Here is a 23,735-nt window from a genome sequence, read left to right as displayed (position 1 = left end):
CCGAAGGCGAGCCCCGGAATGACGGGGCGGGCTGTCGAACCGTAAGACCAGCCGTGACGTCGCCACGATGACCGCGGAAGGCGACGACGCCTCTGCGATCGGCGATGCCGCCTTTGTGCTGCTGCTGCGCGAGCGCGGCGTGCGGGATATGGGCGTCCTGCGGGCGATGGAGCAGGTGCCGCGCGAGCGCTTCGCCCCAGCGGCGCTTCGTGCCCATGCGCGTCGCGACATCGCGTTGCCGCTTCCCTGCGGGCAGAGCATGACGGCGCCGACGACGGTGGCGGCGATGCTCGGGCTCCTGGCGGTACCGGCCGGCGCCCGCGTCCTCGAGATCGGCACCGGCTCGGGCTACGTCACCGCGCTCCTCGTGCATCTCGGCAGCGGCCACGTGCAGAGCCTGGAGCGCTATGCCGGGCTCGCCCGCGCGGCCCGCGACCGCCTCGGCAGCGATCTCGTCGACGCCACCGTGGAGATCACCGACGGGCTCGACGCGTCCGCAATCGGGGAGAGGCGGTTCGACCGCATCCTCCTCAACGGCACGTGCCTGGAGATCCCGCCGCATCTCGCCAAGGCGCTGGCGCCGGGCGGACGGCTCGTCGGGGCCGTTGCTACGGGGCAGGGCGCCCGTCTCGCGATTGTCGACCGCGCCGTCGACGGCGGCGTCGCGACACGCACCGACATGGCCTGCCGCCTGCCTCCGCTGACGGCGGGCCGGGCGCATGTGCTCTGACGGCATCGGCGCGACGACCCGTGGTTCCCAACTGCCAAGATTGCGTCGCAACCGTGGTAAACGGGAACGGATGTTTAACCTGAATCCCGTTTCAATGACGTCATCAAGTTGCGTCTGTAAGCGGGTGCGTCGATGCGAGTTCGAGGGGCTGGACGTGGGTGGAAGACGCTGTCGCGGCTTGCGCTCATCGGAATGATCGGAGGCGGTACGGCCGCCTGTTCGTCGGATGCGTCGCGCCTCGGCACGCCGTTCTCCAATCCCTTCGCGTCGAACGAGCCTTCGGCGACGGGGAGCCTCGGCGACAACGGCGAGGCCGACATGGCCGCGGCGCCCGCCATCCGCACCCCGCGCATCCAGTCGCAGGAACTCGCCGCGCCCGGCGCGACGATGTCGCCGCGTTCCGCGCCGAGCCGCGTCGCGGCCTCCGAGCCGATCTCCGGCGCGGTCGACGGCATGAACCCCTCCGCCGGCAAGGCCATGACGCCCCGCGTCTCGCCGGTCGCCCCGCAGCCGAAGCTCGTCTTCGGCAAGGGCGCGAGCGCCACCCCGAAGGTCGACAAGGCCGCGGAAGCCAAGCGCGAAGCCGCCGAGGCCCGCAAGGAGGCCGAAGCGGCGAAGCTGGCCGAAGCCAAGAAGGCGGCCGACGCGCGCAAGGCTGCCGAGGCGAAGAAGCAGGCCGAACTCGACGCCAAGAAGGCGCCCAAGCACGCGGCGAAGGCTGCCGAAGAGAAGCACGCCAAGGCCGAGGCCAAGCCGGAGAAGTCCGACAAGAAGGCCGAAGCGAAGCGCGAAGCCGAGGCGAAGGCCGCCAAGGAGGCCAAGTCCGAGGCTCAGAAGAAGGTCGCCGAGGCCAAGGCCGCCGAGGCCGCCGCAAAGGCCTCCGCCAAGGAGACCAAGCAGGCCGCTGCCAAGGAGACGAAGCCCGTCGCCAAGGAAGCCGAGAAGGCCACGCCGGTGAAGGTCGCCAGCGTCGAGCCCACCACGACCGCCTCGGTCAAGGCCGACGCGAACGAGTCGTTCCGCTGGCCGGCCAAGGGCCGCGTCATCAACGGCTACGGCTCATCGGGCAACGAAGGCATCAACATCGCCGTGCCGGAGGGCACCCCGGTCAAGGCCGCGGAAGACGGCACCGTCGCCTATGCGGGCTCGGACGTGAAGGGCTACGGCAAGCTCGTCCTGGTCCGCCACACCAACGGCTACGTCTCGGCCTATGCCCATAACGGCGAGCTCGACGTGCGCCCCGGTGAGAAGGTCAAGCGCGGCCAGACCATCGCCAAGTCCGGCGCCACGGGCAACGTCACCTCGCCCCAGCTTCACTTCGAGATCCGCAAGGGCGCAACGCCGGTCGATCCGATCCCCCATCTCGCCAGCAACTAAGCTTTTGCTGGTTCGCGAAACGCGGCGGCCCGAGAGGGCCGCCGTTTTTCGTTCGTGGGATCGTCGTTAGGCCGCGTGGCCGCCTTCGGCCGGGGCAGGAGCCTGCAATTGCCCGTTCGGGCTGTGCTGGTCGACAGCCTGCGGCAGCACCTTCGCGAGCGTCTCGAGCACCTGATCGTAGGGGATGCCGAGTTTCTCGGCGATCTCCCTGGTGTGGGAGTCGTTCAGGGCGTTGCGCAGGTCGTCCGTGGTGATCGGCTCGTTCTCGCCGCGGCCGAGCCAGGAATTCACCTGTTTGCCGTAGCCGGATTGCGCGAGCTGGTTGAGCAGGCCTTGGAGGCCGCCCGGAAACACCTTTTCGATGATGCCCGGCAGTGCGGATGCCGCCGCCGTGCCGAGGGCGCCTCCGAGCGATCCCTTGATGCTGTCGAACAAGCTCATCGCGTGCTTCCTTCTCCAATCGGCCGCCCGTCCCATGGCGTGGTGAGGATCCGGCCGGACGATTACACGATGACGACGCATCTGCCAGAAGGCCCGATGGCGCGCAGCCGGGACGGCCGTCAGCTTTCGAGCCGCTGCCCCAGCCGCCCGGCCAGATCCTGGATGAACTGAAATGCCGTGCGCCCCGAGCGCGAGCCGCGCGTCGTCGCCCATTCCAGTGCCTCGGCCCGCAGCCGATCCGGCTCGACGGCGAGGGCATGGCGCTCGGCATAGGCGCGGATCATCGCGAGGTACTCGTCCTGGCTGCATTTGTGGAAGCCGAGCCAGAGGCCGAAGCGGTCCGACAACGAGACCTTCTCTTCCACAGCCTCGCCGGGGTTGATCGCGGTGGAGCGCTCGTTCTCCACCATCTCGCGGGCGAGCAGGTGGCGGCGGTTGGAGGTGGCATAGAACAGCACGTTCTCCGGCCGGCCCTCGATGCCGCCGTCCAGCGCCGTCTTGAGGGACTTGTAGGAGGTGTCGTCGGCATCGAACGAGAGGTCGTCGCAGAAAACCAGCCAGCGATGCGGATCCGCGCGCAGCACGGCCATCAGGTCGGGAAGCGCCTCGATGTCCTCGCGATGGATCTCCACGAGTTTCATCGGCAGGGCGCCCTCGGCCCGGCGCGCATTGATCTCCGCCTGCGCCGCCTTGACGAGCGAGGACTTGCCCATGCCGCGCGCGCCCCACAGCAGGGCGTTGTTCGCGGGCAGGCCCTTGGCGAAGCGCTCGGTGTTCTCGACCAACAGGTCGCGCACCCGGTCGATGCCGGTGAGCAGGCCGATCTCGACCCGATTCACCTTCGGCACCGCGATCAGCCGCCGCTCCGGTCCCCACAGGAAGGCGTCCGCCGACGTGATGTCGGTTGGCGCCACCGCCGCAGGCACGGCGCGCTCCAACGCCGTCGCGATCCGTTCGAGGAGCGGGAGCAGGGTGCGGAGGGTCGGTTCGTCGGTCATGGGCAATCTGGATGAGGCTGGAGCATGGGGCGTATCAAGCCGCCGGCATCCCCTCCAGCCCCTCGGCCTTGATCCAAGCCGCCGTGCGATCCAGCGCGCGGGTCAGACGATCGAACAGCGTGTCGATCTCGTCGGGCTCGATGATCAGCGGCGGGCAGACGGCGATGCGGTCGCCGGTGAGGAAGCGCACGATCAGCCCTTCGGCCTGGGCGAAGGCCACGCAGCGCGCGGCGACGCCGGCCTTCGGGTCGTATTGGCGCTTCGAGGCCTTGTCGGCGACGATCTCGATGCCGCCGATCAGGCCGATGCCGCGGGCCTCGCCGATCAGCGGATGGTCGCCGAGCGCCGTAAGTCTTGCCTGGAAGTGCGGAGCCTTCTCGGTGACGCGCGCGATGACCCGATCGCGCTTGTAGATTTCGATGGTCTTGTTGGCGACGGCGCAGGCGACCGGGTGGCCGGAATAGGTGGTGCCGTGGCCGAAGCCGCCGAGCTTGGCACTCTCGTCGAGCATGGCCCGGTAGAGCGGCTCGTCGATGGAGATGCCGCCAAGCGGCAGATAGCCGGAGGTCACCGCCTTGGCGAAGGAGATCGTGTCCGGCCGCATGCCGAGCGACTGGCTGCCGAACCAGTTTCCGGTGCGGCCGAAGCCGCAGATGATCTCGTCGGCTATGAGCCGGATGTCATAGCGGTCGAGCACCGCCTGGATCTTCTCGAAATAGCCGGCGGGCGGCACGATCGCGCCGCCGGCGCCCATCACCGGCTCGGCGAAGAAGGCGGCGACGGTGTCCGGGTCCTCGGCGAGGATCTGGGCTTCGAGCGCGTCGGCGAGGCGCTGCGAGAACGCCTCCTCGGTCTCGCCGGGCTCGGCGCCCCGATAATGGTGCGGGCAGGCGACGTGGTGGAAGCCGGGGATCGGCAGGTCCCAGTCGGCGTGGTTGGCGGCGAGACCCGTCAGCGAGGCGGTCGCGACGGTGACCCCGTGATAGCCCTTGCGATGAGATAAGATCTTCTTCTTTCTCGGGCGTCCGAGGGCGTTGTTCATGTACCAGATGAGCTTCACCTGGGTGTCGTTCGCCTCCGACCCGGACGAGGTGAAGAAGATCTTCGAGGTCGGGACCGGCATCAGCTCCTTCAGCGTCTCGGCGAGTTCGATCGCCGGGTCATGGCTGCGGCCGGAGAAGAGATGCGTGAACGGCAGGCGCGACATCTGCTCGGTGGCGGCCTCGACCAGTTCCTCGTTCGAGTAGCCGAGCGCCGTGCACCAGAGGCCGGCCATGCCTTCGAGATAGGGCCGCCCATCGGTGTCGTAGACCCAGACGCCGTGGCCGCGCTCCAGCACCAGCGGACCGGTCTCGCGAAAGGTCGCGAGGTTGGTGTAGGGGTGGACGAGGGTCTCGACGTCGCGGGCGGCGATGTTCGACAGCATGGGCTCGATGCCTCGGCGACGGCGATACGGGCCGCCACACTAACGGCCGGATGCGCGCTCAGTAACCCTGGCTTCTGCCATTCGCCGCCCAAAACAACCGACCGCGATGCTCGACCCCGCCACCATCGTCGCCACGCCAGCCCCGGGCCGTGCCTGCGGGACCTGCACCCTGTGCTGCAAAGTCTACGACGTGCCGGCGGTGGAGAGCGTCGCCGGGCAGTGGTGCCGGCATACCAGGGCTGGCCAAGGCTGTGGCATCCACGCGACGCGGCCCGAGCACTGCCGAAGCTTCCATTGCCTCTGGATGACGGAAAGCTGGCTAGGCCCCGAGTGGAAGCCGGATCGCGCCAAGATGGTGCTGACGCTCGATCCGGTCAGCCGCTCGATGAACGTGCAGGTCGATCCCGGACAGCCGAATGCCTGGCGGCGCGAGCCGTATTACGGTCAGCTGCGGCGCTGGGCAGCGGCCTCGTTGCCGCTCAAGCGCCACGTGCTCGTCCATCAGAACAAGACGACGACGGTAGTGCTGCCGGACCGCGACGTCGCCCTCGGCGTCTTCGCGCCGGGCGACAGGCTCGTGGCTCGCGAGCGCATGATTGCGAGCGGTCTGACGGCAGATGTCGAGAAGGTGAGCGCGACCGCGTGAAGCCGGCCCTCAGGCCATGCAGCGGCCGGGGACCATGCGGCGGGCCTCGGGGCCGACGAGCGAGCTGAGCGGAGCCTCGCAGCCCTCGCGGGTCATGCGACGCGGCTTCGGCAGCATCTCCTTCTCGGCGGCGGTCGGGCCGATGCTCGACGGCGTCGCCGGAACGGAGCGGGTCTCGGACCGCGGCATGGTCGCGACGTGGACGTTACCGCCGTGAACCGGGCTGATCGCCAGGGAGACCGGACGATTGCCGGGAAGGTAGGGGATCTGGATGGCAGCGGGGGCTGCGCCCTGCGGCATCACCAGCCGGTCGGCGCTCGCGCGCACGGACGGCAGCACGAACAACGTAAGTATCGCTGCCGGTCCACCAACGCCGAGAAGGAAGCCAGACCGAAGCATCGCGATGCACTCCAGAGGGAGCTTGACAGGTTGTCGGTACAACGCCGATTGCGGCCGCCGGTTCCTCGACTGTTACGTTTCCGTTAAGCTTCCGTTTTCAGCCTGTATCGACTTGATCCCAATGGCCACGCTTGGCCGGGTTTTGGGCGGTTTCGGCGTTGCTGAAAAGCGTCACTCGCCGAAAAAACCGGGTGGCGCCTCGGAAAAATGCGGAACCGGCTCACCACCTCACCGTTGTCCTGTCACCCGGCCACCTGGTCCTCCCCGCATTCCCCTTGTGCATCGGCCGGAACCTCATCGACGGGCTGGACATTGTCCGGCCCGTTTTTTCGTGCGCGTCGCACCGCGTTCGACGCAGCAAAAAGCCCCGCCGGTATCCGGCGGGGCTTTTTGCCGACTGATGCCGGACCGGCGAACGAGAGTTCAGGCCGACTTCGCCTCGCGGCGGCGGGCGCTTTGCTGGAAGAACAACGCCTGGCTGATCACCGCGGAGACGTTGGCGGGCTGGAACGGCTTGGCGATGAGGAAGGCCGGCTCCGGCCGCTCGCCGGTCAGGAAGCGCTCCGGGTAGGCGGTGATGAAGATTACCGGCACCTCGAAGGTCTTCAGGAGGTCGTTCACGGCATCGAGGCCGGAGGAGCCATCCGCAAGCTGGATGTCGGCGAGGATCAGGCCGGGGCGCTTACCCTCGGAAGCGAGCTTGATCGCCTCGGTCCGGGTCCGTGCGACGCCGATCACGTTGTGGCCGAGACCTTCGACCAGCGCCTCGAGATCCATTGCGATCAAAGGCTCGTCCTCGATGATGAGGATGTCGGTGGCCATATCGGCGGCGAGCTCGCGGCCCGCCTCGTCGACGAGTTCACGGACTTCCGTGACGTCGACGCCGAGGATGATCGCTGCATCCTCCTCGGAGAAGCCTTCGAGGCAGGACAGGAGGAAGGCTTGACGGGGCAGCGGGGTGATTTGGCCGAGGCGGATCTCCGCCGGCAGGTCATGCTGGACCTGATCGCTACCGCCGTTGACGGAAAGGGAGTTCCAGATCCGCGTGAAGACGCGGAACAGGTCGGCCTTGACGTTGGTGCTGCGGCCGAGCGTCTCGGGCTCGTTCACCAGCGTCTCGAGCGTCGCGGCGACGTAGGCATCGCCGGCGACTTGGCTGCCCGTGAGCGCGCGCGCATAGCGGCGCAGGTACGGCAGATGCTGCACGACGAGTTGTGCTGTCGACATGAATTCCCCTGAGCCTTCGTCGCTCTTTCGTGTTGCTTCCGCCCCAACGCGAGGCGCGGCGCTCCGTTCCGCATCGCGGCGGAACCCGCGCCGTCTCCCGGCGTTGCAGCCAGAGCCATGACTCATGTCAAGCCGCAAAACAATCGCGGCCGACGTCGCTGTTGCGACGCCAAGGGGATCGATCCGGATGATGCATGACGAGACGGCCGAAAGCCTCCGACCGGGAGGCGCGCCTCCGCATGGTCACGACCAGCAACCTGCTCAAAATCTCGGAAAGCAGGCTCGCAAACGGATCGGCTCGCATTTGCGGAGCATGTATGATTCGGTGGTTCAGCAACCCATTCCGAGCCGGTTCACCGATCTGATCGCCCAATTGGATGATCGGGCGGCCGAACCTGCGGACGACGAGGGTTTGCCGGTATCGACCCGGAGCTCCTGAAAGAAGTCCCGGGTCGTTGTCGTCGATCGATGTCAGAGCGTCGGCGAGCGACCGCGCATCAGGCCGATGACGGCGGAGATGGCGAACAGGACGATCGCGACGAAGAAGACGAGTTTGGCAGCTTCCATGGCGGTTCCGGCGATACCGCCGAATCCGAGCAGGGCGGCGACCAGTGCGACGACGAGGAACGTTACGGCCCAGCCGAGCATGTGTCGGATCCTTCCAGAAGATTTGGCGCGGCACAGGCCGCGACCTTTCGAAGGAAGTAACGTCAAGGTTCGAAGTCCGGTTCCTCTCCGGCGCGCGCCGTGCAGAGATTGTTTTTGCCGGGAGCGGCGTGCCGCGGCGGATCGTGTTCGCCGCGGAGACGAAGCCGAGGCAGATAGCCGGCACTGATACGGCCAAGCCGTCTTGATCTCGCCGCCGGGTCACGCTCTAGTGTCCCTGCTTTGCGAAACACGGTCGCAGCCGGAACCGACTGGCGCGATGCCGGGTTCGTCACCATCTCGGGAGAAATCCGCAGTGAGAGCCGTGATGCATCAGACCAGGACAGCCTCCGCGAAGCGCTCGATGAAATCCGCCGCCGGCAAGCTGGCCGACGCGATCGTCGAGAGACTGAATGGGCTTATCGAAGCGCTCGGACCGCAGCGGGAACTTCAGCCGATCCCCGTGCGGGTCCGGCCGGGCCGGTCGCCGAGCCGCCGCTGAAGAACGGCGTCGGCAAGATTCGACATCCATGACGTTCGAGCATCGGGCGCTGCCGGGATTCGGCAGCGCTTTTTCTTTGGCGAAGATGCCGGATGCGACGCCTCGACTGCGGAGACCGTATTCTTTCCGTGCGCCTGCCGTGGCGTGACCACAGGTTTTCGTTGCATCCGCGTTCTGCCGCGATTGTCGGTCGGCAGGCGCTTCCAGTAGATCCGCCTGGAACGCTGTTTCCCGTGTTGCGGAAGACAGCGGTTTTTCGGCACCCGGGCCGGTCCACCGTCGGGCCGCAGGCTCCGATGGGCGGGAGTGTTGTCCAGATGGAATTCGGCAAGCGGGCGAAGGCCGGTCTCCTGGCGGCCGTCGGGCACGGTCGATCGGCATCCCCGCGCCTGCGCATCGTTCGAACGGCGCTGGCAGGCCTGATCCTGGGGTTCGGTGGCGTGACGGCCGGGACCGGCTTGGTCCACGCCTCTGACCGGGGTGGAATGTTCGACTTCTTCGGCGAACTCTTCGGCGTGCCCCGCCAAGTCGAATACCGGCCGCAGCCGGAGGCGCGCCGGGTTCCGCGGCGCTATTCTTCGCTGCCGGACGCGCGCCACAACCCGGCGCCGCGCCAGCGGCATTTCACGCCGCGGCCGGTGCCGCTCGTCGACGGGGCGCCGCGCCAGCGACGTTCCCGCGATGCGCGGCGGGATACCGTATTCCCGGCGCTGCAACCGGCGACCGGACCGCAGAGTGTGTGCGTGCGGACCTGCGACGGCTACGTCTTCCCGTTGGGAGCGCGGCATTCGCAGAAGGACGTTCCGCTGCATCAGGCCGCCTGCGCGGCAGCCTGTCCGGATGCGCCGACCGCCCTCTACACGATGCCCTGGGGCAAATCCGAACTCGATCAGGCGGTCAGCCTGAAAGGTCAGCCCTATCTCGCGGCGGCCTGGGCCAACGTCTACCGGAAGAGACGGGTCGAGAACTGCCATTGCCGCACGCCCGGCAGCATGGCGGCACCGCTCCCCATCGACCAGGATCCGACCCTGCGTGTCGGTGACGTCGTCGCGACGAAAACCAGCGCCGCCGTCGTGACGCGCCTCGTGCGGGGCGACGTCGAGGTCGAGGATTATCGCAGCACCCGGAGCCTGAGCCGCCGGGCGCGCCGCACCGTCGACCTGCGGATCGGCGCATTCCAGCGCGACGCCGACGAGAGGGCCTTCAAGCGGGCGATGCGCACCGCCGAGGCCGGCGGGCGGATCCGGGTCGCGGCGGCCGGGGTCGCGGAGCTCGGCGCGGCCGGCGACGGCGAGCCGGCCTTGCGCACCCCCGGCTTCGCGCCGGTCCGCGTCGTGGCGCGTTCGCCCTTCGCGTATTGAGCGCCCAAGAATGAGACGCGGCGGATTTGTCGTTCGCCGCCACCTGTCGTAGGCGGCCGGCGATCCGGCCTCAACATCCACGGCAGACATGGCGACGACCGACGCACCCGGCGCAGACGTCCCGGACCCGGCTTTCGATCCGGCACTCCCGGCCAGCGGCGAACTCCGTCGGCTGACGCCGCTGGTGCGCCGCCGGATCTGCGCCAATGGCGGCCCCTTCACCGCGAGCGGCACCTGCAGCTACATCGTCGGACGCGGCCGGGTCGCGATCATCGATCCCGGCCCGGACGATGCCGACCATGTGGCGGCGCTCGTCGCCGCGACGGCGGGCGAGACGGTGTCGGCCATCGTCGTCACGCACACCCACCGCGACCACTCGCCGGGCGCGCGCCGGCTCCAGCAGCTCACGGGCGCGCCGATCGTCGGCTGCGGCCCGCACAAGGCCGCGCGGGATCTGGCGGAGGGCGAATTCCCGCATCTCGACGCCAGCGCGGACCGCGAGCACCGGCCGGACCGGGAACTCGCCGACGGCGAGAGCCTCGCGGGGGAGGGCTGGACGCTCACGGCTTTGGCCACGCCCGGCCACACCATGAACCATCTCGCCTTCGCCCTGCCCGAGGAGAACGCGCTGTTCTCGGGGGACCACGTGATGGCGTGGTCGACTACGGTGGTCGCGCCGCCCGACGGATCGATGCGGGCCTACATGGCTTCCCTCGACCGGCTGCGCGAGCGGCCAGAGGCGATCTATTGGCCCGGCCACGGCGGACCGGTGCGCGATCCGCGACGCTTCGTGCGCGGCCTCGCAGGGCATCGCCGCCAGCGCGAGGCGGCGATCCGCGCCCGCATCGCCGCTGGCGACCGCGATATCCGCGCGATCGTCCTGGCGGTGTATCAGGGGCTCAACCCGGCGCTGCGCGGCGCGGCCGCGCTGTCGGTGTTCGCGCATCTCGAGGACATGGTCGAACGCGGCCTCGTGCGCAGCGACGGCCCGGCTCGTCTCGACGGGGTGTTCGAGCCGGCGTGAAGGCTCACTTCAACGCGATGGCGAGGTTTGCAACCTCATCGAGATAGGCGCGGATGCGGTCGGCGTTGTCGCCGAGGTCGCGCGTGCCGAGGCGGGTGGCCGAGCGTACGTCGATGCGTGCGCCGTCGGCCCGGGGCCTGACCCGCACGGTAATGTCGGCCGGCAGGTTCAGGACACGGCTATGCGCCACCGCCTCGATGCGGCCGTTGCCGATGCGCCCGCCCGGCCGCACGGCCTCGACGATCTGCCACTTGCGGTTCACCGCCGCCCTGCGGGCGAGCTCGAAGGCCTCGTCGGGATCGACGTCGAGGGTCAGCGGCGCGATCTGCGAATAGGCCGCACGCTGCGCCTCACGAGCCTCCGAGCCGGGATCGGGCGGATAGCGGCCGTCACGGGCGGCGAAGGCGGCCCGCGAGCGCGAGAAGGCCGGAGGCTGGTCGAGATCGGTGCTGACGTCGGTGATCACCGGCAGGCGCAGGCCCTTCAGCGCGGCATAGGCCGGATAGGCGAGCACCAGCGTCGCGATGAACACGCCGAGGATCGCGGCGCCGATGCCACGCGCACCCTCCCGCCAGCCGCGCAGGAAGGCGAAGCCGGCGAACGCGATGGCGAGCACCGCCAGAAGGATACCGCTGCCGAGGACGGCAAGGGCAGGGCCCGGCTCCGCGCGCTGCCCCCGCACCATCACCACGGCGATGACCGTCACCACGACGGAGAGAAAGGCCACGGTTCTGGCGTAGCCGCCGGCGCGGGTGACGGGATCCTGGATGGGCAGGCGGCGCATGGTTGGACGGTACGGGCTCGTGATCCGGGACCAGTTCGGCTCCAGCAACCTACAGGCCGGTGCATGGAGGCGCCAGAGACCGGACCGGCGCTGCCGCGGTTGAGCCGGCTCTGTTATAGCCCGGCATCATGCCGAGCGATCTACCCCGCACGAACCCTCCGGCCGGCGATCCCGCGCACCACGCTGCGACGGACCCGATGCGTCTGTGGTTCCGCTTCATCCGCCTGAACCGGCGGGTGACGGCCGCCGTCGGATCGGAATTGCGGATGCTGGGGCTGTCGATCCCGCAATTCGACGTGCTCTCGACGCTGACGGAGCGGGAAGGCCTGACGCAACAGGAATTGGCCAGCCGGCTGTACGTGACGAAGGGAAATGTTTCGGGGCTGATCGACCGGCTGGTCGAAGCCAGGCTCGTCGAGCGGCGCGCTATCCCCGGAGACCGGCGCTCGCATGCGCTCCATTTGACGGCGGCAGGCACCGACCTCGCCGAACGCGGCCTCGCGGTGCAGACCGATTATGTCGGCCGAACACTCGGGAAACTCGATGGCGAAGCGCTTGCAGACCTCGAGCGTCTCTTCCTGCTCTGGCGTGAGCAAGCCCGCGCCGACACGCCGCCTGCGCAATCAAGCGCAATCGGCGGAACGCAGCACACATAGATCATCGTCCGTTCCGCGAACCGGAGGCCGACAGGCGTTATGCGGCCCCCGGAACCGCGAACCGACGTATCATCACTCGCCAGCGCGGCCAGTCGACTGACCGCCCTTGCGACCGGCCGTCGAGGCCAGTTCGCGATCCTGCGAGAAGGAACGCTTCTCGGCCGGTACCGAACGACCGCCTTTGCTGGCGATCTCGCGCTGCCGCTCGAGATTCATGGACGCGAAGCCTCGCTTCGAGGTCGAATTACCGGATGCCATCAGCGCCTCCTCGGCCTAGTTTTCACAACCGGACAACCGGTAGCCAATTCGATGGTTCCTTGGCCGTATCGGGGTCCGGGGGCGGAAACTCAGTACCGCCCGTACGGTTGGCGGGTCGCCAAGCTTGCGAGATAGGGTCGCAAGCGTGGGCGGAAAGCGGCGGAATACAGGAATCGCGATGGGATGACGCCAAAAGCTGAGACGGTCGCGATCCGGCCGAGCCGCCGGCGTTTTGACTCTCTCGCCGGCAGGGGCTACGCGCCGCGCCTCCGGCATCGTCACCGCGCCCCGTCGCGTGCTGCGGTCGGCAATAAGCCATCGAGGCAGGCCATGACGCTCGACACCGAGGTCTCGTCCCTCAAGCAGGTGCCGCTGTTCCGCGAAGTCGAGCCATCGCGGCTCAAGCTTCTCGCCTTCACCAGCGAGCGCGTGCATTTCGAGGCCGGGCAGAAGTTCTTCTCGCAGGGCGACGAGGCCGACGCGGCCTATCTGATCCTGGAGGGCGCGGCGGCCGTCCTGCTGGAAGGTCCGCAGGGCGCTGTTCGGCTCGCGCTGCTCGGCGCCGATGCCCTCGTCGGTGAAATGGGTATTCTTGCCGATCAACCGCGCTCGGCCACCGTGACGGCGGAGACCGCGGTCACGGCGCTGCGTATCGATCGTGGCGTGTTTCTCGAGCTGCTGGCGCAATTTCCGCAGATCGGCATCGCCGTCATGCGGGAACTGGCGCTGCGCCTCGAACAAACCAACCAGCAACTGGCTCGCAGCGCGAGCGCCGGCGCTCAGTAGCGGTATTTTGACCCCCAGGGGCCGTAGATCGGATAGCCCCGGCGATAGGCCTCGTACTCCGCGCCCGGATCGTTGCGCTGGTACCCGTCGCGATAGGCATACCGGCTCGGCTCGACGTAGCGCGGGTTCTGCATCTCCTGGCGCAGCGAGCCGTCGCCTTCGCCGGACGAACCGCCGCCGCTTCCACCGAAGGCGAAGGCCGCCCCCGTACCGGCCAGCAGGACGAGCGCCGCGCCCACCGTCGCCCGTATCATCGTCCGCGCCATCGCCGTTCTCCAAAAGCTCGATCGCGAAGAGAACGGACGATCCCCTCCGGCGGTTGCAGCCTGGCCTTCACGTCGTCGCGTAGGTGATGAACTCCATCAGCGAGCCGTCCGGATCGCGGAAATAGACGCTGGTGCCTTGGCCCGCCGCACCGTGGCGCTCCACCGGCCCGAATTCGACCGGAACGCCGTGGCCGGCCAGATGGGCCATCGCCCCCTCGATCGTACCCGACCAGCGGAAACAGAGATCGCTGCCGCCCGGCTGCACCGGCTTGTCGGCGAGCGGGCTGCCGATCTGGCCGGGGCCGTGCACGTTGAGCTGGATGCCGCCGAAGCGGAAGACCACGCCCTTGCGGAACGGCACCACTTCGGCCCCGAGCACGTCGCGGTAGAAAGCCGTCGCGCGCTCCCAGTCCGAGACGTGGATCACGCAATGGTCGAGATGGATCGCCGAGCTGAGGTCCTTCGAAAGATCGGTGCCGGCCTCGTCCGGGAACGTCTGCGTGTCGGCCATACGGGTCGATCCTTTTACTTCTCTCGGCCGCCGCGCCTCGGGGCCCTGCCGCCACCTGAAATAGGGCAGGGCGCGCCGCATTTGCCGGGGCGCTTCCTCGGGTCCTGGGTCTGCAAAGACACAACCTCGGGCGCGGATGCCGGGTATCGATGAGCTCTCGAGACACCGCACAAGGCACGAACCGATCGATGCGCGTCAGCCGGATCCTGCTCGCCCTCGTCGCCGTCGCGCCTCTGGCCGCCTGCCAGTCGCGCATGCAGACCGCCGCCCTCGACGACGACTCGGCCTGGTACACCGGCACGATGCCGGACAAGCCTTTCGACGTGCCCCTCGTCGACACCGCGCGGCTCGATCCGAAATACCGGCGCCAGACCGTGCGCTACACCGGCGCGGAAAAGCCGGGCACCGTCGTCGTCGACATCGACCAGCGCCACCTGCAACTCGTGCAGGAGGACGGTTCGGCCCGCCAATACGGGATCGGCGTGGGCAAGGCCGGCTTCTCCTGGAAGGGCGAGGCCCGCGTCGGCCGAAAAGGGGTCTGGCCCGACTGGAGCCCGACCACGACCATGGTCTCGCTCAACCCCGACCTGCCCCGCACCCGCAAGGGCGGCCTCGACAACCCGCTCGGCGCCCGGGCGCTCTACCTCTACCAGGGCAACCGCGACATCCTCTTCCGCATCCACGGCACCAACGAACCCTGGAGCATCGGCGAACAGATGTCGTCCGGCTGCGTCCGCATGCTCAACGAGGACATCGTCGACCTGTTCGAGCGCGTGCCGGTGGGGACGCAGGTGCTGATCAAGCGTGGGGGCAAGGCGCGGGTCTGAGGCTGGTTCTTCCAAGCGCCGACCGCGCTGGAGCGCATCGCGCCTGCAGCGGAGCAGGGGGGACCGTGCGCGCGTCGTCATGACGGCTCTGAAGGCGCCATCGGTCCGGGAACGGCCAGTCCGGAACCAGGCACGACCATTGGGGGAACAGCGTGACCGACCTTGCCCGGAACAAGGCGAACGTGATCGCCTTCTACGAGTTGATGTTCAACGATTGTCGGCCGCGCGAGGCAATCGAGCGTTATGTCGGCGACACGTACATTCAGCACAACCCGCACGTGGCCACCGGCAAGGACGGCTTCGTCGCTTACTTCGAGCGCATGGCGCGCGAGTGGCCGGGCAAGCGGGTCGAGGTGAAGCGGGCGATCGCCGAGAACGACTTGGTCGTGCTGCACTGTTTCCAGCACTGGCCGGGCGACCACGACTATGCCGGCATGGACATTTTCCGGCTCGATGCCGCCGGCAAGATCGTCGAGCACTGGGACGTGCTGCAACGCCTGACGGAAAGCTCAGCCAATCCGAACACGATGTTTTAGGGTGTCCTCCCCTGAAGCAGCATCGATTCCCCGCGAAAGGCAGCACATGATCGCTTTTTGTTCTTGAACAAGTTCCTGTTCTGTCGTCCATTCCTCCCGCCGTGGGGCCTAGAAAAACGACACACAGCGTGGTGTGGCGTCCTGCGTCCACTCTCGCTGCGGTTTGGGCCATGCCGCCGAAGCGTCGCGCGCGGGGATGCGGGCGCTCGGCTGGAACCGAGCCTCGGCCCGGCGCGTCTATCCGACAGGACCGAGCTTGGCCTTACGGAGCCTCCGATGACCCTCACCGTCGCCCACGTCCAGCCGATCATCGCGATCCTCGCCGGTATCCTGATCCTGATGGTGCCGCGGCTCTTGAACTACATCGTCGCGATCTATCTGATCGTTGCCGGCGTAATCGGGCTGGGCCTGTTCAAGCACCTTTCCTGAGCACTGACATCCGGGCGAATCCGTAACCCGCGGCTCGACGGGAGCCACGGCGTTCATCTTGCGTTGCATCATGAGGTGGTCCAACCCCGGCGACGGCCAAGTCTGCCTCTCGGGGTAGTGCGCGAGCCGAGCCCCTCGCCGGCCGGCGTCACGATCTGATGGACGAGACAGATGACGAAATGGGTCTATTCCTTCGGTGACGGCAAGGCCGAGGGCGAGTCGGCGATGCGCAACCTGCTCGGCGGCAAGGGCGCGAACCTCGCCGAGATGTCGAATCTCGGGCTGCCGGTGCCCCCCGGCTTCACCATCACCACCGAGGTCTGCACCGCCTATTACGACAACTACCAGACCTATCCCGACGGCTTGAAGGACGAGGTGAAGGCCGCGCTGGAACAGGTCGGCGCCATCACCGGCCGAGGGTTCGGGGATTCCGAAAAGCCACTGCTGGTCTCGGTCCGCTCCGGTGCGCGGGCCTCGATGCCCGGCATGATGGATACGGTGCTCAACCTCGGCCTCAACGACGAGACCGTCGATGCGCTGGCGCGCGACGCCGACGACGAGCGCTTCGCCTATGATTCCTACCGCCGCTTCATCACGATGTATTCGAACGTCGTGCTCGGCGTGGAGCACCACGCCTTCGAGGAGGCGCTGGACCGCTACAAGGACGAGAAGGGGTTTTCGCTCGACACCGAACTCGACGCCGAGGACTGGAAGACACTCATCCAGACCTACAAGAAGATCGTCCGCGAGGAACATGGCTCGGACTTCCCGCAGGGTGCGGAAGACCAGCTCTGGGGTGCGATCGGCGCGGTGTTCGATTCCTGGATGATCCCGCGGGCGAAGAAGTACCGCGAGCTGAACGCCATCCCCGAAAGCTGGGGCACGGCGGTCAACGTGCAGGCCATGGTGTTCGGCAACATGGGCGACACCTCGGCCACCGGCGTCGCCTTCACCCGCAACCCGTCCACAGGCGAGAGCGCGCTCTACGGCGAGTTCCTGATCAACGCCCAAGGCGAGGACGTCGTCGCCGGCATCCGCACGCCGCAGGACATCACGGAAAAGGCCCGCCTCGAAGCCAAGTCCGAAAAGCCTTCGATGGAGAAGGCGATGCCGGACAGCTTCGCCGAACTCACCCGGATCTACGGCATCCTCGAGAAGCACTACCGCGACATGCAGGACATGGAGTTCACCATCGAGAATGGGAAACTCTGGATGCTGCAGACCCGCAACGGCAAGCGCACGGCCAAGGCAGCGCTCCGCATCGCCGTGGAGCTCGCGGGCGAAGGCCTGATCTCGAAGGAGGAGGCGATCCGGCGCATCGAGCCGGGCAGTCTCGACCAGCTCCTGCATCCGATGATCGACCCGGACGCCGAGCGGACGGTGATCGCCACCGGCCTGCCGGCCTCGCCCGGCGCGGCGGTGGGCGAGATCGTGTTCAACTCCGAGGATGCCGAGGCCGCCCGCAAGGCCGAGCGCAAGTGTATTCTGGTGCGCATCGAGACGAGCCCTGAGGACATCCACGGCATGCACGCGGCCGAGGGCATCCTCACCACCCGCGGCGGCATGACGAGCCATGCAGCCGTGGTCGCCCGCGGCATGGGCAAGCCCTGCGTCTCCGGCGTCGGCTCGATCCGCATCGACTACAAGGCCCAGACCCTCACCGTCGGCGGCAAGACGCTGAAGGCCGGCGACAAGCTCACCATCGACGGCTCGACCGGTCAGGTGATCGAGGGCGAGGTTCGGATGATGGAGCCCGAGTTGTCGGGCGAGTTCGCGGCGCTGATGGAATGGGCCGACGCGTACCGGACCATGAAGGTCCGCACCAATGCCGACACCCCGACGGACGCCCGCACCGCGCGCAACTTCGGCGCCGAAGGCATCGGCCTGTGTCGGACCGAACACATGTTCTTCGAGGGCGACCGCATCGTCGCGGTGCGCGAGATGATCCTGGCCGACGACGCCGAGGGGCGGAAGGCCGCGCTCGCCAAGATCGAGCCCTACCAGACCGACGATTTCGTCGAGCTGTTCATGATCATGTCGGGCCTGCCCGTCACGATCCGCCTGCTCGACCCGCCGCTGCACGAGTTCTTGCCGCATGGCGACGAGGACGTGAGGGAATTCGCCGAGACCGTCGGCGTGCCGGAAGAACGGATCCGCGCCCGGCTGAAGGAGCTGAAGGAGACGAACCCCATGCTCGGCTTCCGCGGTTGCCGGCTGGCGATCGCCTACCCCGAGATCGCCGAGATGCAGGCCCGCGCGATCCTGAAGGCGGCAGCGAAGGCGGCCGAGGAAACCAGCAAGCCGGTGACGCCGGAGATCATGGTGCCGCTGGTCTTCACGAAGGCCGAGTTCGACATCGTCAAGGCCGCCATCGACCGCGAGGCGAAGAAGCTCGGCGACACCGTCGCGTATCAGGTCGGCACCATGATCGAGTTGCCGCGCGCCGCGCTCCGCTCGGGCGAGATCGCCGAATCCGCCGAGTTCTTCTCCTACGGCACCAACGACCTGACCCAGACGGCCCTCGGCATCTCCCGCGACGATGCCGGCACCTTCCTCGGCGCCTACACCAAGGCCGGCATCATCCCGGCGGACCCGTTCGTGACGATCGACCGCGACGGCGTCGGCGAACTGGTGAGAATCTCGGCGGAGCGCGGGCGCGCCAAGCGCCAGGGAATCAAACTCGGAATCTGCGGCGAGCACGGCGGCGATCCGGCCTCGATCGCCTTCTGCCAGGAGGTCGGGCTGGACTATGTCTCGTGCTCGCCGTTCCGGGTGCCGATCGCCCGTCTCGCGGCGGCGCAAGCGGCTCTGGGAGACGGCGGCAAGGACGGCTGAGACTTTGCCGACTTTGAGAGCAGGGAGCTTGGCCATTAGGCAACGGACGGCGTGGGAATGTGCAACGGCCGGAGGCGGTTAAGCCGGCGTTAGGGCCGTCTCGACCTGCGCTGTGGAAGCGTTGCAATAAAATCGGCGCGAGCCCGTCGAACCCCTGTCTGCCAGGCACGTTAACTGCTATCGGACCCTGGCACGCGATCGAGCCTGCCGGCGGTCCGGCTGGGACTCGCGGGATCTCCGACCATGTCCGATCCGACGTCCGACATCGCCCTTCTCGACACGCGCGCTCCGGATGGCGGAAAGGCCATGCAGAGCGCCTTTCTGTGGGTGCTCGCGAGCCTCGCCACCGCCATCGCGATCTTCGTGATCACCCTGCTGGTCTGGGCTCAGAACGAACGCGCCGCGGGCCGCATGATCATCGGCGCGCAGAAGACCACAGGCTACCTGCCGGTGGTGGCCTCGCAGTTCGCGACCCTGCACGGGCGTCCGGGCGGTCTCTAGACCCGAACGTCCGGCCTTAACCTCACCTCAACCATAACGGGCGATATCTGGGCCACTGCCCAAATGATCGCCCGGTCCGCTGCGACCTTGCGCTTGGGTTTCCGAAATCCTGACGCGGGTCTTGCGGCGTGGCGACGAGGCGGGTTCGAGGCGGGCGTAAGCGCCAATCGGGACTGGGCTGGTTCAGCGCGGCCGTGGTTCCCTGGGCAGCGAGCGTCGGCCTGCTGATTTCCTTCACCGCCACCGCGGGTACCGAGAGCACGCTCGGCTCGAGCGGGCGTGTCGCGTGGAACGCTCACGTCGCGCCGGTCCTGCCGCACGGCGTCGCGCTCGTCGGGATATCGGGTGGAGGCCGTATCGGCGCGATCAAACGGCAGGCGCGTCTGAATTCCTCGATCCTGCTGGCGAATGCCGGCGAGTCCGTCACCGGCATCCTGAGCCCCGGCGCGGCGACCTGGAGCCCGGAGCAGGAGATCGAAGGCTTCGTTCCGGTCCCCGATCTCGGGCTCGGCTTCGCGCCGGGATCCGAGGGCGACACGCCTGGCGGGCAGGGCGCCGACGCCTATTCGTTGGAGAATTCCGACGGCGCCACGCCGGCGGTGCCCAAGGCGGTGGCCCTGTCCTCGGTGACGCCGGCCCCGGCCGACGCCGTGCCGATCGAGGTCGCCGCCTCCAGCCTCGCGCTCCCCGGCTTCTCGCCGCGCCTCGACCGCGGCCTCGTCCCCGACGCCGCCCCGCAGGATCAGGCCGAGGGCGCCCAGCACCGCTACGCCGACCTGATCCAGCCGGACGCCATGGACCGCGAGCAGCGCTGCCTTGCCGAGGCCGTCTATTTCGAGGCCCGCAGCGAGCCTGAGGACGGGCAGGCCGCCGTGGCGCAGGTCATCCTCAACCGGGTCAAGAGCGGGCTCTACCCCGCGAACGTCTGCGGCGTCGTCTACCAGAACCGCCACCGCTACATGGGCTGCCAGTTCTCCTTCGCCTGCGAGGGCAAGTCGCTGCGCATCACCGATGCAGGCTCCTGGGAATCGGCCACCCGCATCGCCAGCGCGGTGATCGCGGGGCGGACCTATCTCAGTGAGGTGGGGGGCGCGACGCACTACCACGCCAACTACGTCCGTCCCGGCTGGTCGCGCCGGCTCCAGAAAATGGACGTCATCGGCCGTCACATCTTTTATCAGCTCAAGCGCGGGCAGACATGACGCCGATGCTGGCCGATGGTTCGCTTATCGGCACTTAACCATTCCCGTTATGTGAGAACTTATAAATCTCGGTAAGGAATACGCAACAGCTCGTCGCCTGCGTAGTCCTGTGCATAGGTTAATTTTACCGTCTTCGGTGATAGACCTTGCTGTGACTGCAACTTGACCGCTTCCTGCGCGTCGGAGAACGCGCGCTGAACGCCAGCCGCGCCCGTTTCGCGTAGCGTATCAGATCGAGGATGCCGTCATGACCGCGCCGGTCACCCACACAATCACCCTTGTCACGACCCTCGCCGGTGCTCTCGTCGGCGCCACGCTCTTCGCAGGCTCGGCCGCCGCCGGCGGCTGCTACGGCGCCGAATGCTACCGCCGGGTCACCACCCCGCCGATCTTCGACACGGTCTCCGAGCAGCGTCTCGTGCGGGCGCCACGCACCGTCTACCGCACCACGCCGCCCGTCTACGATACGGTCTCGGAGCGCGTCCTGGTCTCGCCGGGCGGCCGCCGCTGGCAGACGAGCTACGATGCCTACGGCCAGCTCGTCGGCTGCTGGATCACGACGCCGCCGCGCTACGCCGTCCAGAGCCGCCGCGTCCTGGTGCGCCAGGCCGAAGTGATCCCGGAGACGCTGCCGCCGGTCTATGCAAGCTATTCGCGCCGCGTCCTGGTTCAGCCGGCGAGTTCCCAGTGGGTTCCCACCGGCGGCGGCTATGGCGGCGGCTATCGGCAGGCCGGTTTCGGCATCGGCTCGATCCCGGACGCCATCGGCATCGCCGGCGCATCCTCGGCGGATGTCGGCGTCGGCCTCGGCTTCTCCTCTGGCAGCGTCTACGACGGCTACTGAGCTTCTCTCGACGACAGCAAGACGGCCCCGGAGGTGTCACGCCTCCGGGGCCGTCTTGATTCAGGCCCGTCGCGCCGTACCTCCCCAACCGCGGAAAGGCTGCAGGAGATCGGCATGGCGACGTTCAAGGCCTGGGTGGTCGAGAAGGGTGAGGGCGGCCAAAGCCTCGCGCTCGAGGACTTCGACGAGGCCGGCCTGATGGACGGCGACGTCACCGTGCGCGTCACCCATTCGGGCCTGAATTACAAGGACGGGCTCGCCATGACCGGCCGGATGCCGGTGGTGCGCCGCTTCCCGATGATCCCCGGCATCGACTTCTGCGGGGTCGTCGAGGCGTCCGACCACGCCGCCTGGAAGCCGGGCGACACGGTGGTGCTCACGGGCTGGGGCGTCGGCGAGACGCATCTCGGCGGGTTCGCCGAGCGCGCCCGCGTCAAGGGCGACTGGCTGGTGCCGCTGCCCGAGGGGCTGTCGCCGGCCCAGGCCATGGCGATCGGCACGGCCGGCTACACCGCCATGCTCTCGGTGATCGCCCTGGAGAAGCATGGGCTGACGCCGGATGCCGGTCCCGTCGTCGTCACGGGGGCCTCGGGCGGGGTCGGTTCGGTCGCCGTCTCGCTGCTGAAGCGCGCGGGCTGGCACGTGATCGCCTCGACCGGGCGTGAGGGCGAGGCGGACTACCTGAAAGCGCTCGGCGCCGCCGAGATCGTGGATCGCGCGGACCTCGCCGGCGACCCGAAGCCCCTCGCCAAGGAGCGTTGGGCGGCAGGCATCGATGCCGTCGGCTCGAAGACGCTCGCCAACCTGCTCGCGATGACCAAAGGCGGCGGCGCCATCGCGGCTTGCGGCAATGCCGGCGGCATGGACCTGCCCACGTCGGTCGCGCCGTTCATCCTGCGCGGCGTCTCGCTGCTCGGCATCAACAGCGTGACCACGCCGCAGACGCCCCGACGCGAGGCCTGGGCGAGGCTCGCGCAGGAACTCGATCTCGATGCGCTCTCGTCGATGACCACGACGGTCGGCATGAAGGACGTCGGCGGGCTCGCCGAGACCATCCTCGCCGGGCAGACGCGCGGGCGCACCGTGGTGGAGATCGGCTGAACGGTGCGGGCAAGCGGAACTGCACAGCCTATCCGCGCATTGCACGTCGCATGAGCATAGCATTCGTTCGCGAAAAAGAAGGTGGCGAGGCGTTCGAGGATCTTCCCGATCGCCCGATCTCCCCGCACACCAACTTCGTCACCAAGGAAGGCCTCGCGCTGATCGAGGCTGAAGTCGCGCGGCTGGAGGCGGAGAACGCCAGTCTCGACCACAACGACAAGGCGGAGACCGCACGGGTCACGCGCGACCTGCGCTACTGGTCGTCGCGCAAGAACTCGGCCCAGGTCATCGAGCGTGTCGAGGGCGACACTGTGCATTTCGGCTCGACCGTGACCGTACTGCGTGACGACGACGAGAAGCAGACCTTCCACATCGTCGGCGAAGACGAGGCCGATCCGGCCAAGGGCTCGATTTCCTACGTCTCTCCGCTCGCCAAGGCGATCACCGGCAAGAACGTCGGCGACACCGTCGAGGTGAACGGCCAGGACGTCGAGATCACCAAGGTCTCGGCCTAAGCGACCACAGCCATCGGATTTGCAAGCGCCGCGCGTCCCTCGAAAGCAGGACGCAGCGGCGCAATCGCGTCGGCCATGAAGTCCATGAAGGCGCGGACCCGGACGGCATGGCGCAGGTCCGGATGGGTCAGAAGCCACAGGTCCGAAGCGATGTCGGGCTCGGGCTCACCGAGCCGTTGGAGATCGAGCTTGGCATCGCCGATGTAGCAGGGCAGCAGGCCGATCCCGATGCCGGCTTGGATCGCCTCGCGAAGACCGGTCACAGCGTTGAGCTGCAGCACGATCTGGTTTGAGCTCGCGCGTGCCCGAAGGAACCGGGCGAAGCGGCCGTCTGCGACCTGCGGTCCCGGCGTCACCCACCGCGTCGCGTAGGTGGCATCGTCGATGTGGTCGCGCCGGCCGTAGATCGCCCAGGCGATGCCCGACAGCCGCCGGCCGATCAGGTTGGCCGGCGGGTTGTTGCTCGCACGGATCGCCACGTCGGCATCCCGTTGCGACAGGTTGAGCGGCTCCTCGGACATGATCACGTCGATCTGGACGTCGGGAAAGGCGTCCCGAAACCGGGCGAGCAGCGGCATCAGCAGGTCGGTGACGAACCCGACCGGCGCGGTGATGCGCAGTTCGCCCGAAGGCGTCAGCGTCCGGCCGAGAACTTCCCGGCCGAAGCGCGCGACATCCGTCTCCATTCGACCGGCTGCCTCGACCATCGCGAGGCCGGCCGGAGTCGGCACGTAGCCGGAGCGCGAGCGCTCGAACAGGCGCGCATCGAGCGTGGCTTCGATTCCGCTCAGCCGCCGGAACGCCGTCGAATGGTTGATGCCGAGATGCGAGGCGGCATGGGTCAGCCCACCGCGATCGGCGATGGCCTTGACGAGCCGGAAGTCGTCCCAGGCGAGGGTCATCGTCGG

Annotated in this window: 29 protein-coding genes; 18 read left to right on the top strand and 11 right to left on the bottom strand. The window is 68.1% G+C overall.

Annotation, left to right across the window (positions count from 1 at the left end):
- Window positions 1-67: 67 nt before the first annotated feature.
- The gene (locus tag MHA02_RS09165) at window positions 68-730 is read left to right on the top strand and encodes a protein-L-isoaspartate O-methyltransferase family protein (RefSeq protein WP_147078342.1); all 663 of its coding nucleotides are present in this window, start codon (window positions 68-70) and stop codon (window positions 728-730) included.
- 132 nt (window positions 731-862) lie between these two features.
- Window positions 863-2,107 carry a murein hydrolase activator EnvC family protein gene (locus MHA02_RS09160; RefSeq protein ID WP_147078341.1) on the top strand — a complete coding sequence of 415 codons (1,245 nt, stop codon included), beginning with the start codon at window positions 863-865 and terminating at the stop codon, window positions 2,105-2,107.
- 66 nt (window positions 2,108-2,173) lie between these two features.
- Here the strand turns inward: MHA02_RS09160 and MHA02_RS09155 are convergent, their stop codons facing one another.
- The 3 genes from MHA02_RS09155 to MHA02_RS09145 all read right to left on the bottom strand — a co-directional run bounded on the left by MHA02_RS09155 (window position 2,174) and on the right by MHA02_RS09145 (window position 4,972).
- Window positions 2,174-2,548, bottom strand: coding sequence for a YidB family protein (locus MHA02_RS09155; protein ID WP_147078340.1), 375 nt, complete (start codon window positions 2,546-2,548; stop codon window positions 2,174-2,176).
- Window positions 2,549-2,667: 119 nt separating this feature from the next.
- Window positions 2,668-3,546: an ATP-binding protein gene (locus MHA02_RS09150; RefSeq protein WP_147078339.1), complete on the bottom strand. Its 879-nt coding sequence runs from the start codon at window positions 3,544-3,546 to the stop codon at window positions 2,668-2,670.
- Between the two features lie 34 nt (window positions 3,547-3,580).
- Window positions 3,581-4,972 (bottom strand): aminotransferase, encoded by a 1,392-nt coding sequence (locus MHA02_RS09145; protein WP_147078338.1) that lies wholly within the window; start codon window positions 4,970-4,972, stop codon window positions 3,581-3,583.
- Between the two features lie 106 nt (window positions 4,973-5,078).
- Here MHA02_RS09145 and MHA02_RS09140 point away from each other — a divergent pair, with 106 nt between their 5' ends.
- A complete protein-coding gene (locus MHA02_RS09140) occupies window positions 5,079-5,618 on the top strand; it encodes a hypothetical protein (RefSeq protein WP_147078337.1) in 540 nt (179 codons plus the stop codon).
- Between the two features lie 9 nt (window positions 5,619-5,627).
- On the opposite strand, the gene MHA02_RS09135 is transcribed toward MHA02_RS09140, so the two are convergent.
- Both MHA02_RS09135 and MHA02_RS09130 read right to left on the bottom strand, forming a co-directional pair.
- Window positions 5,628-6,017, bottom strand: a complete 390-nt coding sequence (locus tag MHA02_RS09135) for a hypothetical protein (protein WP_147078336.1) — start codon at window positions 6,015-6,017, stop codon at window positions 5,628-5,630.
- A gap of 423 nt (window positions 6,018-6,440) precedes the next feature.
- Window positions 6,441-7,244: a response regulator gene (locus MHA02_RS09130; protein ID WP_147078335.1), complete on the bottom strand. Its 804-nt coding sequence runs from the start codon at window positions 7,242-7,244 to the stop codon at window positions 6,441-6,443.
- Window positions 7,245-7,368: 124 nt separating this feature from the next.
- Here MHA02_RS09130 and MHA02_RS09125 point away from each other — a divergent pair, with 124 nt between their 5' ends.
- On the top strand, window positions 7,369-7,683 hold the full coding sequence (locus tag MHA02_RS09125) for a NepR family anti-sigma factor (protein ID WP_147078334.1): 315 nt from the start codon (window positions 7,369-7,371) through the stop codon (window positions 7,681-7,683).
- A 32-nt stretch (window positions 7,684-7,715) separates the two neighbouring features.
- Here the strand turns inward: MHA02_RS09125 and MHA02_RS09120 are convergent, their stop codons facing one another.
- Complete coding sequence (locus tag MHA02_RS09120) at window positions 7,716-7,892, bottom strand: DUF1328 domain-containing protein (protein WP_003599466.1); 177 nt, start codon at window positions 7,890-7,892, stop codon at window positions 7,716-7,718.
- Window positions 7,893-8,253: 361 nt separating this feature from the next.
- Between MHA02_RS09120 and MHA02_RS22100 the strand changes: the two genes are divergently transcribed.
- The 3 genes from MHA02_RS22100 to MHA02_RS09110 all read left to right on the top strand — a co-directional run bounded on the left by MHA02_RS22100 (window position 8,254) and on the right by MHA02_RS09110 (window position 10,776).
- Complete coding sequence (locus MHA02_RS22100; protein WP_170249131.1) at window positions 8,254-8,391, top strand: hypothetical protein; 138 nt, start codon at window positions 8,254-8,256, stop codon at window positions 8,389-8,391.
- Window positions 8,392-8,708: 317 nt separating this feature from the next.
- Entirely contained in the window at window positions 8,709-9,752 is a 1,044-nt protein-coding gene (locus MHA02_RS09115) for a DUF2865 domain-containing protein (RefSeq protein ID WP_170249129.1), read from the top strand.
- A gap of 88 nt (window positions 9,753-9,840) precedes the next feature.
- Entirely contained in the window at window positions 9,841-10,776 is a 936-nt protein-coding gene (locus MHA02_RS09110; protein WP_147078332.1) for an MBL fold metallo-hydrolase, read from the top strand.
- A 4-nt stretch (window positions 10,777-10,780) separates the two neighbouring features.
- Here MHA02_RS09110 and MHA02_RS09105 read toward each other — a convergent pair whose 3' ends face one another.
- Window positions 10,781-11,560 carry a DUF1499 domain-containing protein gene (locus MHA02_RS09105; protein ID WP_147078331.1) on the bottom strand — a complete coding sequence of 260 codons (780 nt, stop codon included), beginning with the start codon at window positions 11,558-11,560 and terminating at the stop codon, window positions 10,781-10,783.
- A gap of 197 nt (window positions 11,561-11,757) precedes the next feature.
- On the opposite strand from MHA02_RS09105, the gene MHA02_RS09100 reads away from it, so the two are divergent.
- Window positions 11,758-12,216 (top strand): MarR family winged helix-turn-helix transcriptional regulator, encoded by a 459-nt coding sequence (locus MHA02_RS09100; protein WP_147078330.1) that lies wholly within the window; start codon window positions 11,758-11,760, stop codon window positions 12,214-12,216.
- Window positions 12,217-12,288: 72 nt separating this feature from the next.
- Here MHA02_RS09100 and MHA02_RS09095 read toward each other — a convergent pair whose 3' ends face one another.
- The gene (locus MHA02_RS09095) at window positions 12,289-12,474 is read right to left on the bottom strand and encodes a con-10 family general stress protein (RefSeq protein WP_147078329.1); all 186 of its coding nucleotides are present in this window, start codon (window positions 12,472-12,474) and stop codon (window positions 12,289-12,291) included.
- A gap of 330 nt (window positions 12,475-12,804) precedes the next feature.
- On the opposite strand from MHA02_RS09095, the gene MHA02_RS09090 reads away from it, so the two are divergent.
- Entirely contained in the window at window positions 12,805-13,260 is a 456-nt protein-coding gene (locus MHA02_RS09090; RefSeq protein WP_147078328.1) for a cyclic nucleotide-binding domain-containing protein, read from the top strand.
- Here the strand turns inward: MHA02_RS09090 and MHA02_RS09085 are convergent.
- Both MHA02_RS09085 and MHA02_RS09080 read right to left on the bottom strand, forming a co-directional pair.
- Window positions 13,254-13,526, bottom strand: coding sequence for a hypothetical protein (locus MHA02_RS09085; protein ID WP_147078327.1), 273 nt, complete (start codon window positions 13,524-13,526; stop codon window positions 13,254-13,256). The genes MHA02_RS09090 and MHA02_RS09085 overlap by 7 nt on opposite strands.
- A 67-nt stretch (window positions 13,527-13,593) precedes the next feature.
- Entirely contained in the window at window positions 13,594-14,037 is a 444-nt protein-coding gene (locus MHA02_RS09080) for a VOC family protein (protein ID WP_147078326.1), read from the bottom strand.
- A gap of 149 nt (window positions 14,038-14,186) precedes the next feature.
- On the opposite strand from MHA02_RS09080, the gene MHA02_RS09075 reads away from it, so the two are divergent.
- The 9 genes from MHA02_RS09075 (at window position 14,187) to greA (ending at window position 22,827) form a co-directional block, all read left to right on the top strand.
- Entirely contained in the window at window positions 14,187-14,864 is a 678-nt protein-coding gene (locus tag MHA02_RS09075; RefSeq protein ID WP_147078325.1) for a L,D-transpeptidase, read from the top strand.
- A gap of 152 nt (window positions 14,865-15,016) precedes the next feature.
- Entirely contained in the window at window positions 15,017-15,400 is a 384-nt protein-coding gene (locus tag MHA02_RS09070; RefSeq protein WP_147078324.1) for a nuclear transport factor 2 family protein, read from the top strand.
- Between the two features lie 276 nt (window positions 15,401-15,676).
- Window positions 15,677-15,829 (top strand): DUF3096 domain-containing protein, encoded by a 153-nt coding sequence (locus MHA02_RS09065; protein WP_147078323.1) that lies wholly within the window; start codon window positions 15,677-15,679, stop codon window positions 15,827-15,829.
- Between the two features lie 171 nt (window positions 15,830-16,000).
- Entirely contained in the window at window positions 16,001-18,664 is a 2,664-nt protein-coding gene (ppdK, locus tag MHA02_RS09060; RefSeq protein WP_147078322.1) for a pyruvate, phosphate dikinase, read from the top strand.
- A 243-nt stretch (window positions 18,665-18,907) separates the two neighbouring features.
- Window positions 18,908-19,165 (top strand): hypothetical protein, encoded by a 258-nt coding sequence (locus MHA02_RS09055; protein WP_147078321.1) that lies wholly within the window; start codon window positions 18,908-18,910, stop codon window positions 19,163-19,165.
- Window positions 19,166-19,293: 128 nt separating this feature from the next.
- Window positions 19,294-20,367 (top strand): cell wall hydrolase, encoded by a 1,074-nt coding sequence (locus MHA02_RS09050; protein ID WP_238180233.1) that lies wholly within the window; start codon window positions 19,294-19,296, stop codon window positions 20,365-20,367.
- A gap of 247 nt (window positions 20,368-20,614) precedes the next feature.
- Window positions 20,615-21,211 (top strand): hypothetical protein, encoded by a 597-nt coding sequence (locus MHA02_RS09045; protein WP_147078319.1) that lies wholly within the window; start codon window positions 20,615-20,617, stop codon window positions 21,209-21,211.
- Between the two features lie 114 nt (window positions 21,212-21,325).
- Window positions 21,326-22,312: an acrylyl-CoA reductase (NADPH) gene (acuI, locus tag MHA02_RS09040; protein ID WP_147078318.1), complete on the top strand. Its 987-nt coding sequence runs from the start codon at window positions 21,326-21,328 to the stop codon at window positions 22,310-22,312.
- A gap of 50 nt (window positions 22,313-22,362) precedes the next feature.
- Window positions 22,363-22,827, top strand: a complete 465-nt coding sequence (gene greA / locus MHA02_RS09035) for a transcription elongation factor GreA (RefSeq protein ID WP_147078317.1) — start codon at window positions 22,363-22,365, stop codon at window positions 22,825-22,827.
- On the opposite strand, the gene MHA02_RS09030 is transcribed toward greA, so the two are convergent.
- Window positions 22,824-23,729, bottom strand: a complete 906-nt coding sequence (locus MHA02_RS09030) for a LysR family transcriptional regulator (protein WP_147078316.1) — start codon at window positions 23,727-23,729, stop codon at window positions 22,824-22,826. The genes greA and MHA02_RS09030 overlap by 4 nt on opposite strands.
- Window positions 23,730-23,735: the final 6 nt, after the last annotated feature.

The sequence above is a fragment of the Methylobacterium haplocladii genome (assembly GCF_007992175.1).
In the GTDB taxonomy this organism is placed as follows: Bacteria; Pseudomonadota; Alphaproteobacteria; order Rhizobiales; family Beijerinckiaceae; genus Methylobacterium; species Methylobacterium haplocladii.
This window is presented reverse-complemented; position numbering and strand designations above follow the sequence as displayed.

Coding starts and splice junctions, on each gene's coding strand:
- MHA02_RS09165 (WP_147078342.1), top strand. CDS start 68: ATGACCGCGGAAGGCGACGACGCCTCTGCGATCGGCGATGCCGCCTTT.
- MHA02_RS09155 (WP_147078340.1), bottom strand. CDS start 2,548: ATGAGCTTGTTCGACAGCATCAAGGGATCGCTCGGAGGCGCCCTCGGC.
- acuI (WP_147078318.1), top strand. CDS start 21,326: ATGGCGACGTTCAAGGCCTGGGTGGTCGAGAAGGGTGAGGGCGGCCAA.
- MHA02_RS09075 (WP_147078325.1), top strand. CDS start 14,187: ATGAGCTCTCGAGACACCGCACAAGGCACGAACCGATCGATGCGCGTC.
- MHA02_RS09140 (WP_147078337.1), top strand. CDS start 5,079: ATGCTCGACCCCGCCACCATCGTCGCCACGCCAGCCCCGGGCCGTGCC.
- MHA02_RS09150 (WP_147078339.1), bottom strand. CDS start 3,546: ATGACCGACGAACCGACCCTCCGCACCCTGCTCCCGCTCCTCGAACGG.
- MHA02_RS09110 (WP_147078332.1), top strand. CDS start 9,841: ATGGCGACGACCGACGCACCCGGCGCAGACGTCCCGGACCCGGCTTTC.
- MHA02_RS09125 (WP_147078334.1), top strand. CDS start 7,369: ATGTCAAGCCGCAAAACAATCGCGGCCGACGTCGCTGTTGCGACGCCA.
- MHA02_RS22100 (WP_170249131.1), top strand. CDS start 8,254: ATGAAATCCGCCGCCGGCAAGCTGGCCGACGCGATCGTCGAGAGACTG.
- MHA02_RS09115 (WP_170249129.1), top strand. CDS start 8,709: ATGGAATTCGGCAAGCGGGCGAAGGCCGGTCTCCTGGCGGCCGTCGGG.
- MHA02_RS09160 (WP_147078341.1), top strand. CDS start 863: ATGCGAGTTCGAGGGGCTGGACGTGGGTGGAAGACGCTGTCGCGGCTT.
- MHA02_RS09120 (WP_003599466.1), bottom strand. CDS start 7,892: ATGCTCGGCTGGGCCGTAACGTTCCTCGTCGTCGCACTGGTCGCCGCC.
- MHA02_RS09135 (WP_147078336.1), bottom strand. CDS start 6,017: ATGCTTCGGTCTGGCTTCCTTCTCGGCGTTGGTGGACCGGCAGCGATA.
- MHA02_RS09100 (WP_147078330.1), top strand. CDS start 11,758: ATGCGTCTGTGGTTCCGCTTCATCCGCCTGAACCGGCGGGTGACGGCC.
- MHA02_RS09145 (WP_147078338.1), bottom strand. CDS start 4,972: ATGCTGTCGAACATCGCCGCCCGCGACGTCGAGACCCTCGTCCACCCC.
- MHA02_RS09095 (WP_147078329.1), bottom strand. CDS start 12,474: ATGGCATCCGGTAATTCGACCTCGAAGCGAGGCTTCGCGTCCATGAAT.
- greA (WP_147078317.1), top strand. CDS start 22,363: ATGAGCATAGCATTCGTTCGCGAAAAAGAAGGTGGCGAGGCGTTCGAG.
- MHA02_RS09085 (WP_147078327.1), bottom strand. CDS start 13,526: ATGGCGCGGACGATGATACGGGCGACGGTGGGCGCGGCGCTCGTCCTG.
- MHA02_RS09130 (WP_147078335.1), bottom strand. CDS start 7,244: ATGTCGACAGCACAACTCGTCGTGCAGCATCTGCCGTACCTGCGCCGC.
- MHA02_RS09065 (WP_147078323.1), top strand. CDS start 15,677: ATGACCCTCACCGTCGCCCACGTCCAGCCGATCATCGCGATCCTCGCC.
- MHA02_RS09080 (WP_147078326.1), bottom strand. CDS start 14,037: ATGGCCGACACGCAGACGTTCCCGGACGAGGCCGGCACCGATCTTTCG.
- ppdK (WP_147078322.1), top strand. CDS start 16,001: ATGACGAAATGGGTCTATTCCTTCGGTGACGGCAAGGCCGAGGGCGAG.
- MHA02_RS09030 (WP_147078316.1), bottom strand. CDS start 23,729: ATGACCCTCGCCTGGGACGACTTCCGGCTCGTCAAGGCCATCGCCGAT.
- MHA02_RS09090 (WP_147078328.1), top strand. CDS start 12,805: ATGACGCTCGACACCGAGGTCTCGTCCCTCAAGCAGGTGCCGCTGTTC.
- MHA02_RS09105 (WP_147078331.1), bottom strand. CDS start 11,560: ATGCGCCGCCTGCCCATCCAGGATCCCGTCACCCGCGCCGGCGGCTAC.
- MHA02_RS09045 (WP_147078319.1), top strand. CDS start 20,615: ATGACCGCGCCGGTCACCCACACAATCACCCTTGTCACGACCCTCGCC.
- MHA02_RS09055 (WP_147078321.1), top strand. CDS start 18,908: ATGTCCGATCCGACGTCCGACATCGCCCTTCTCGACACGCGCGCTCCG.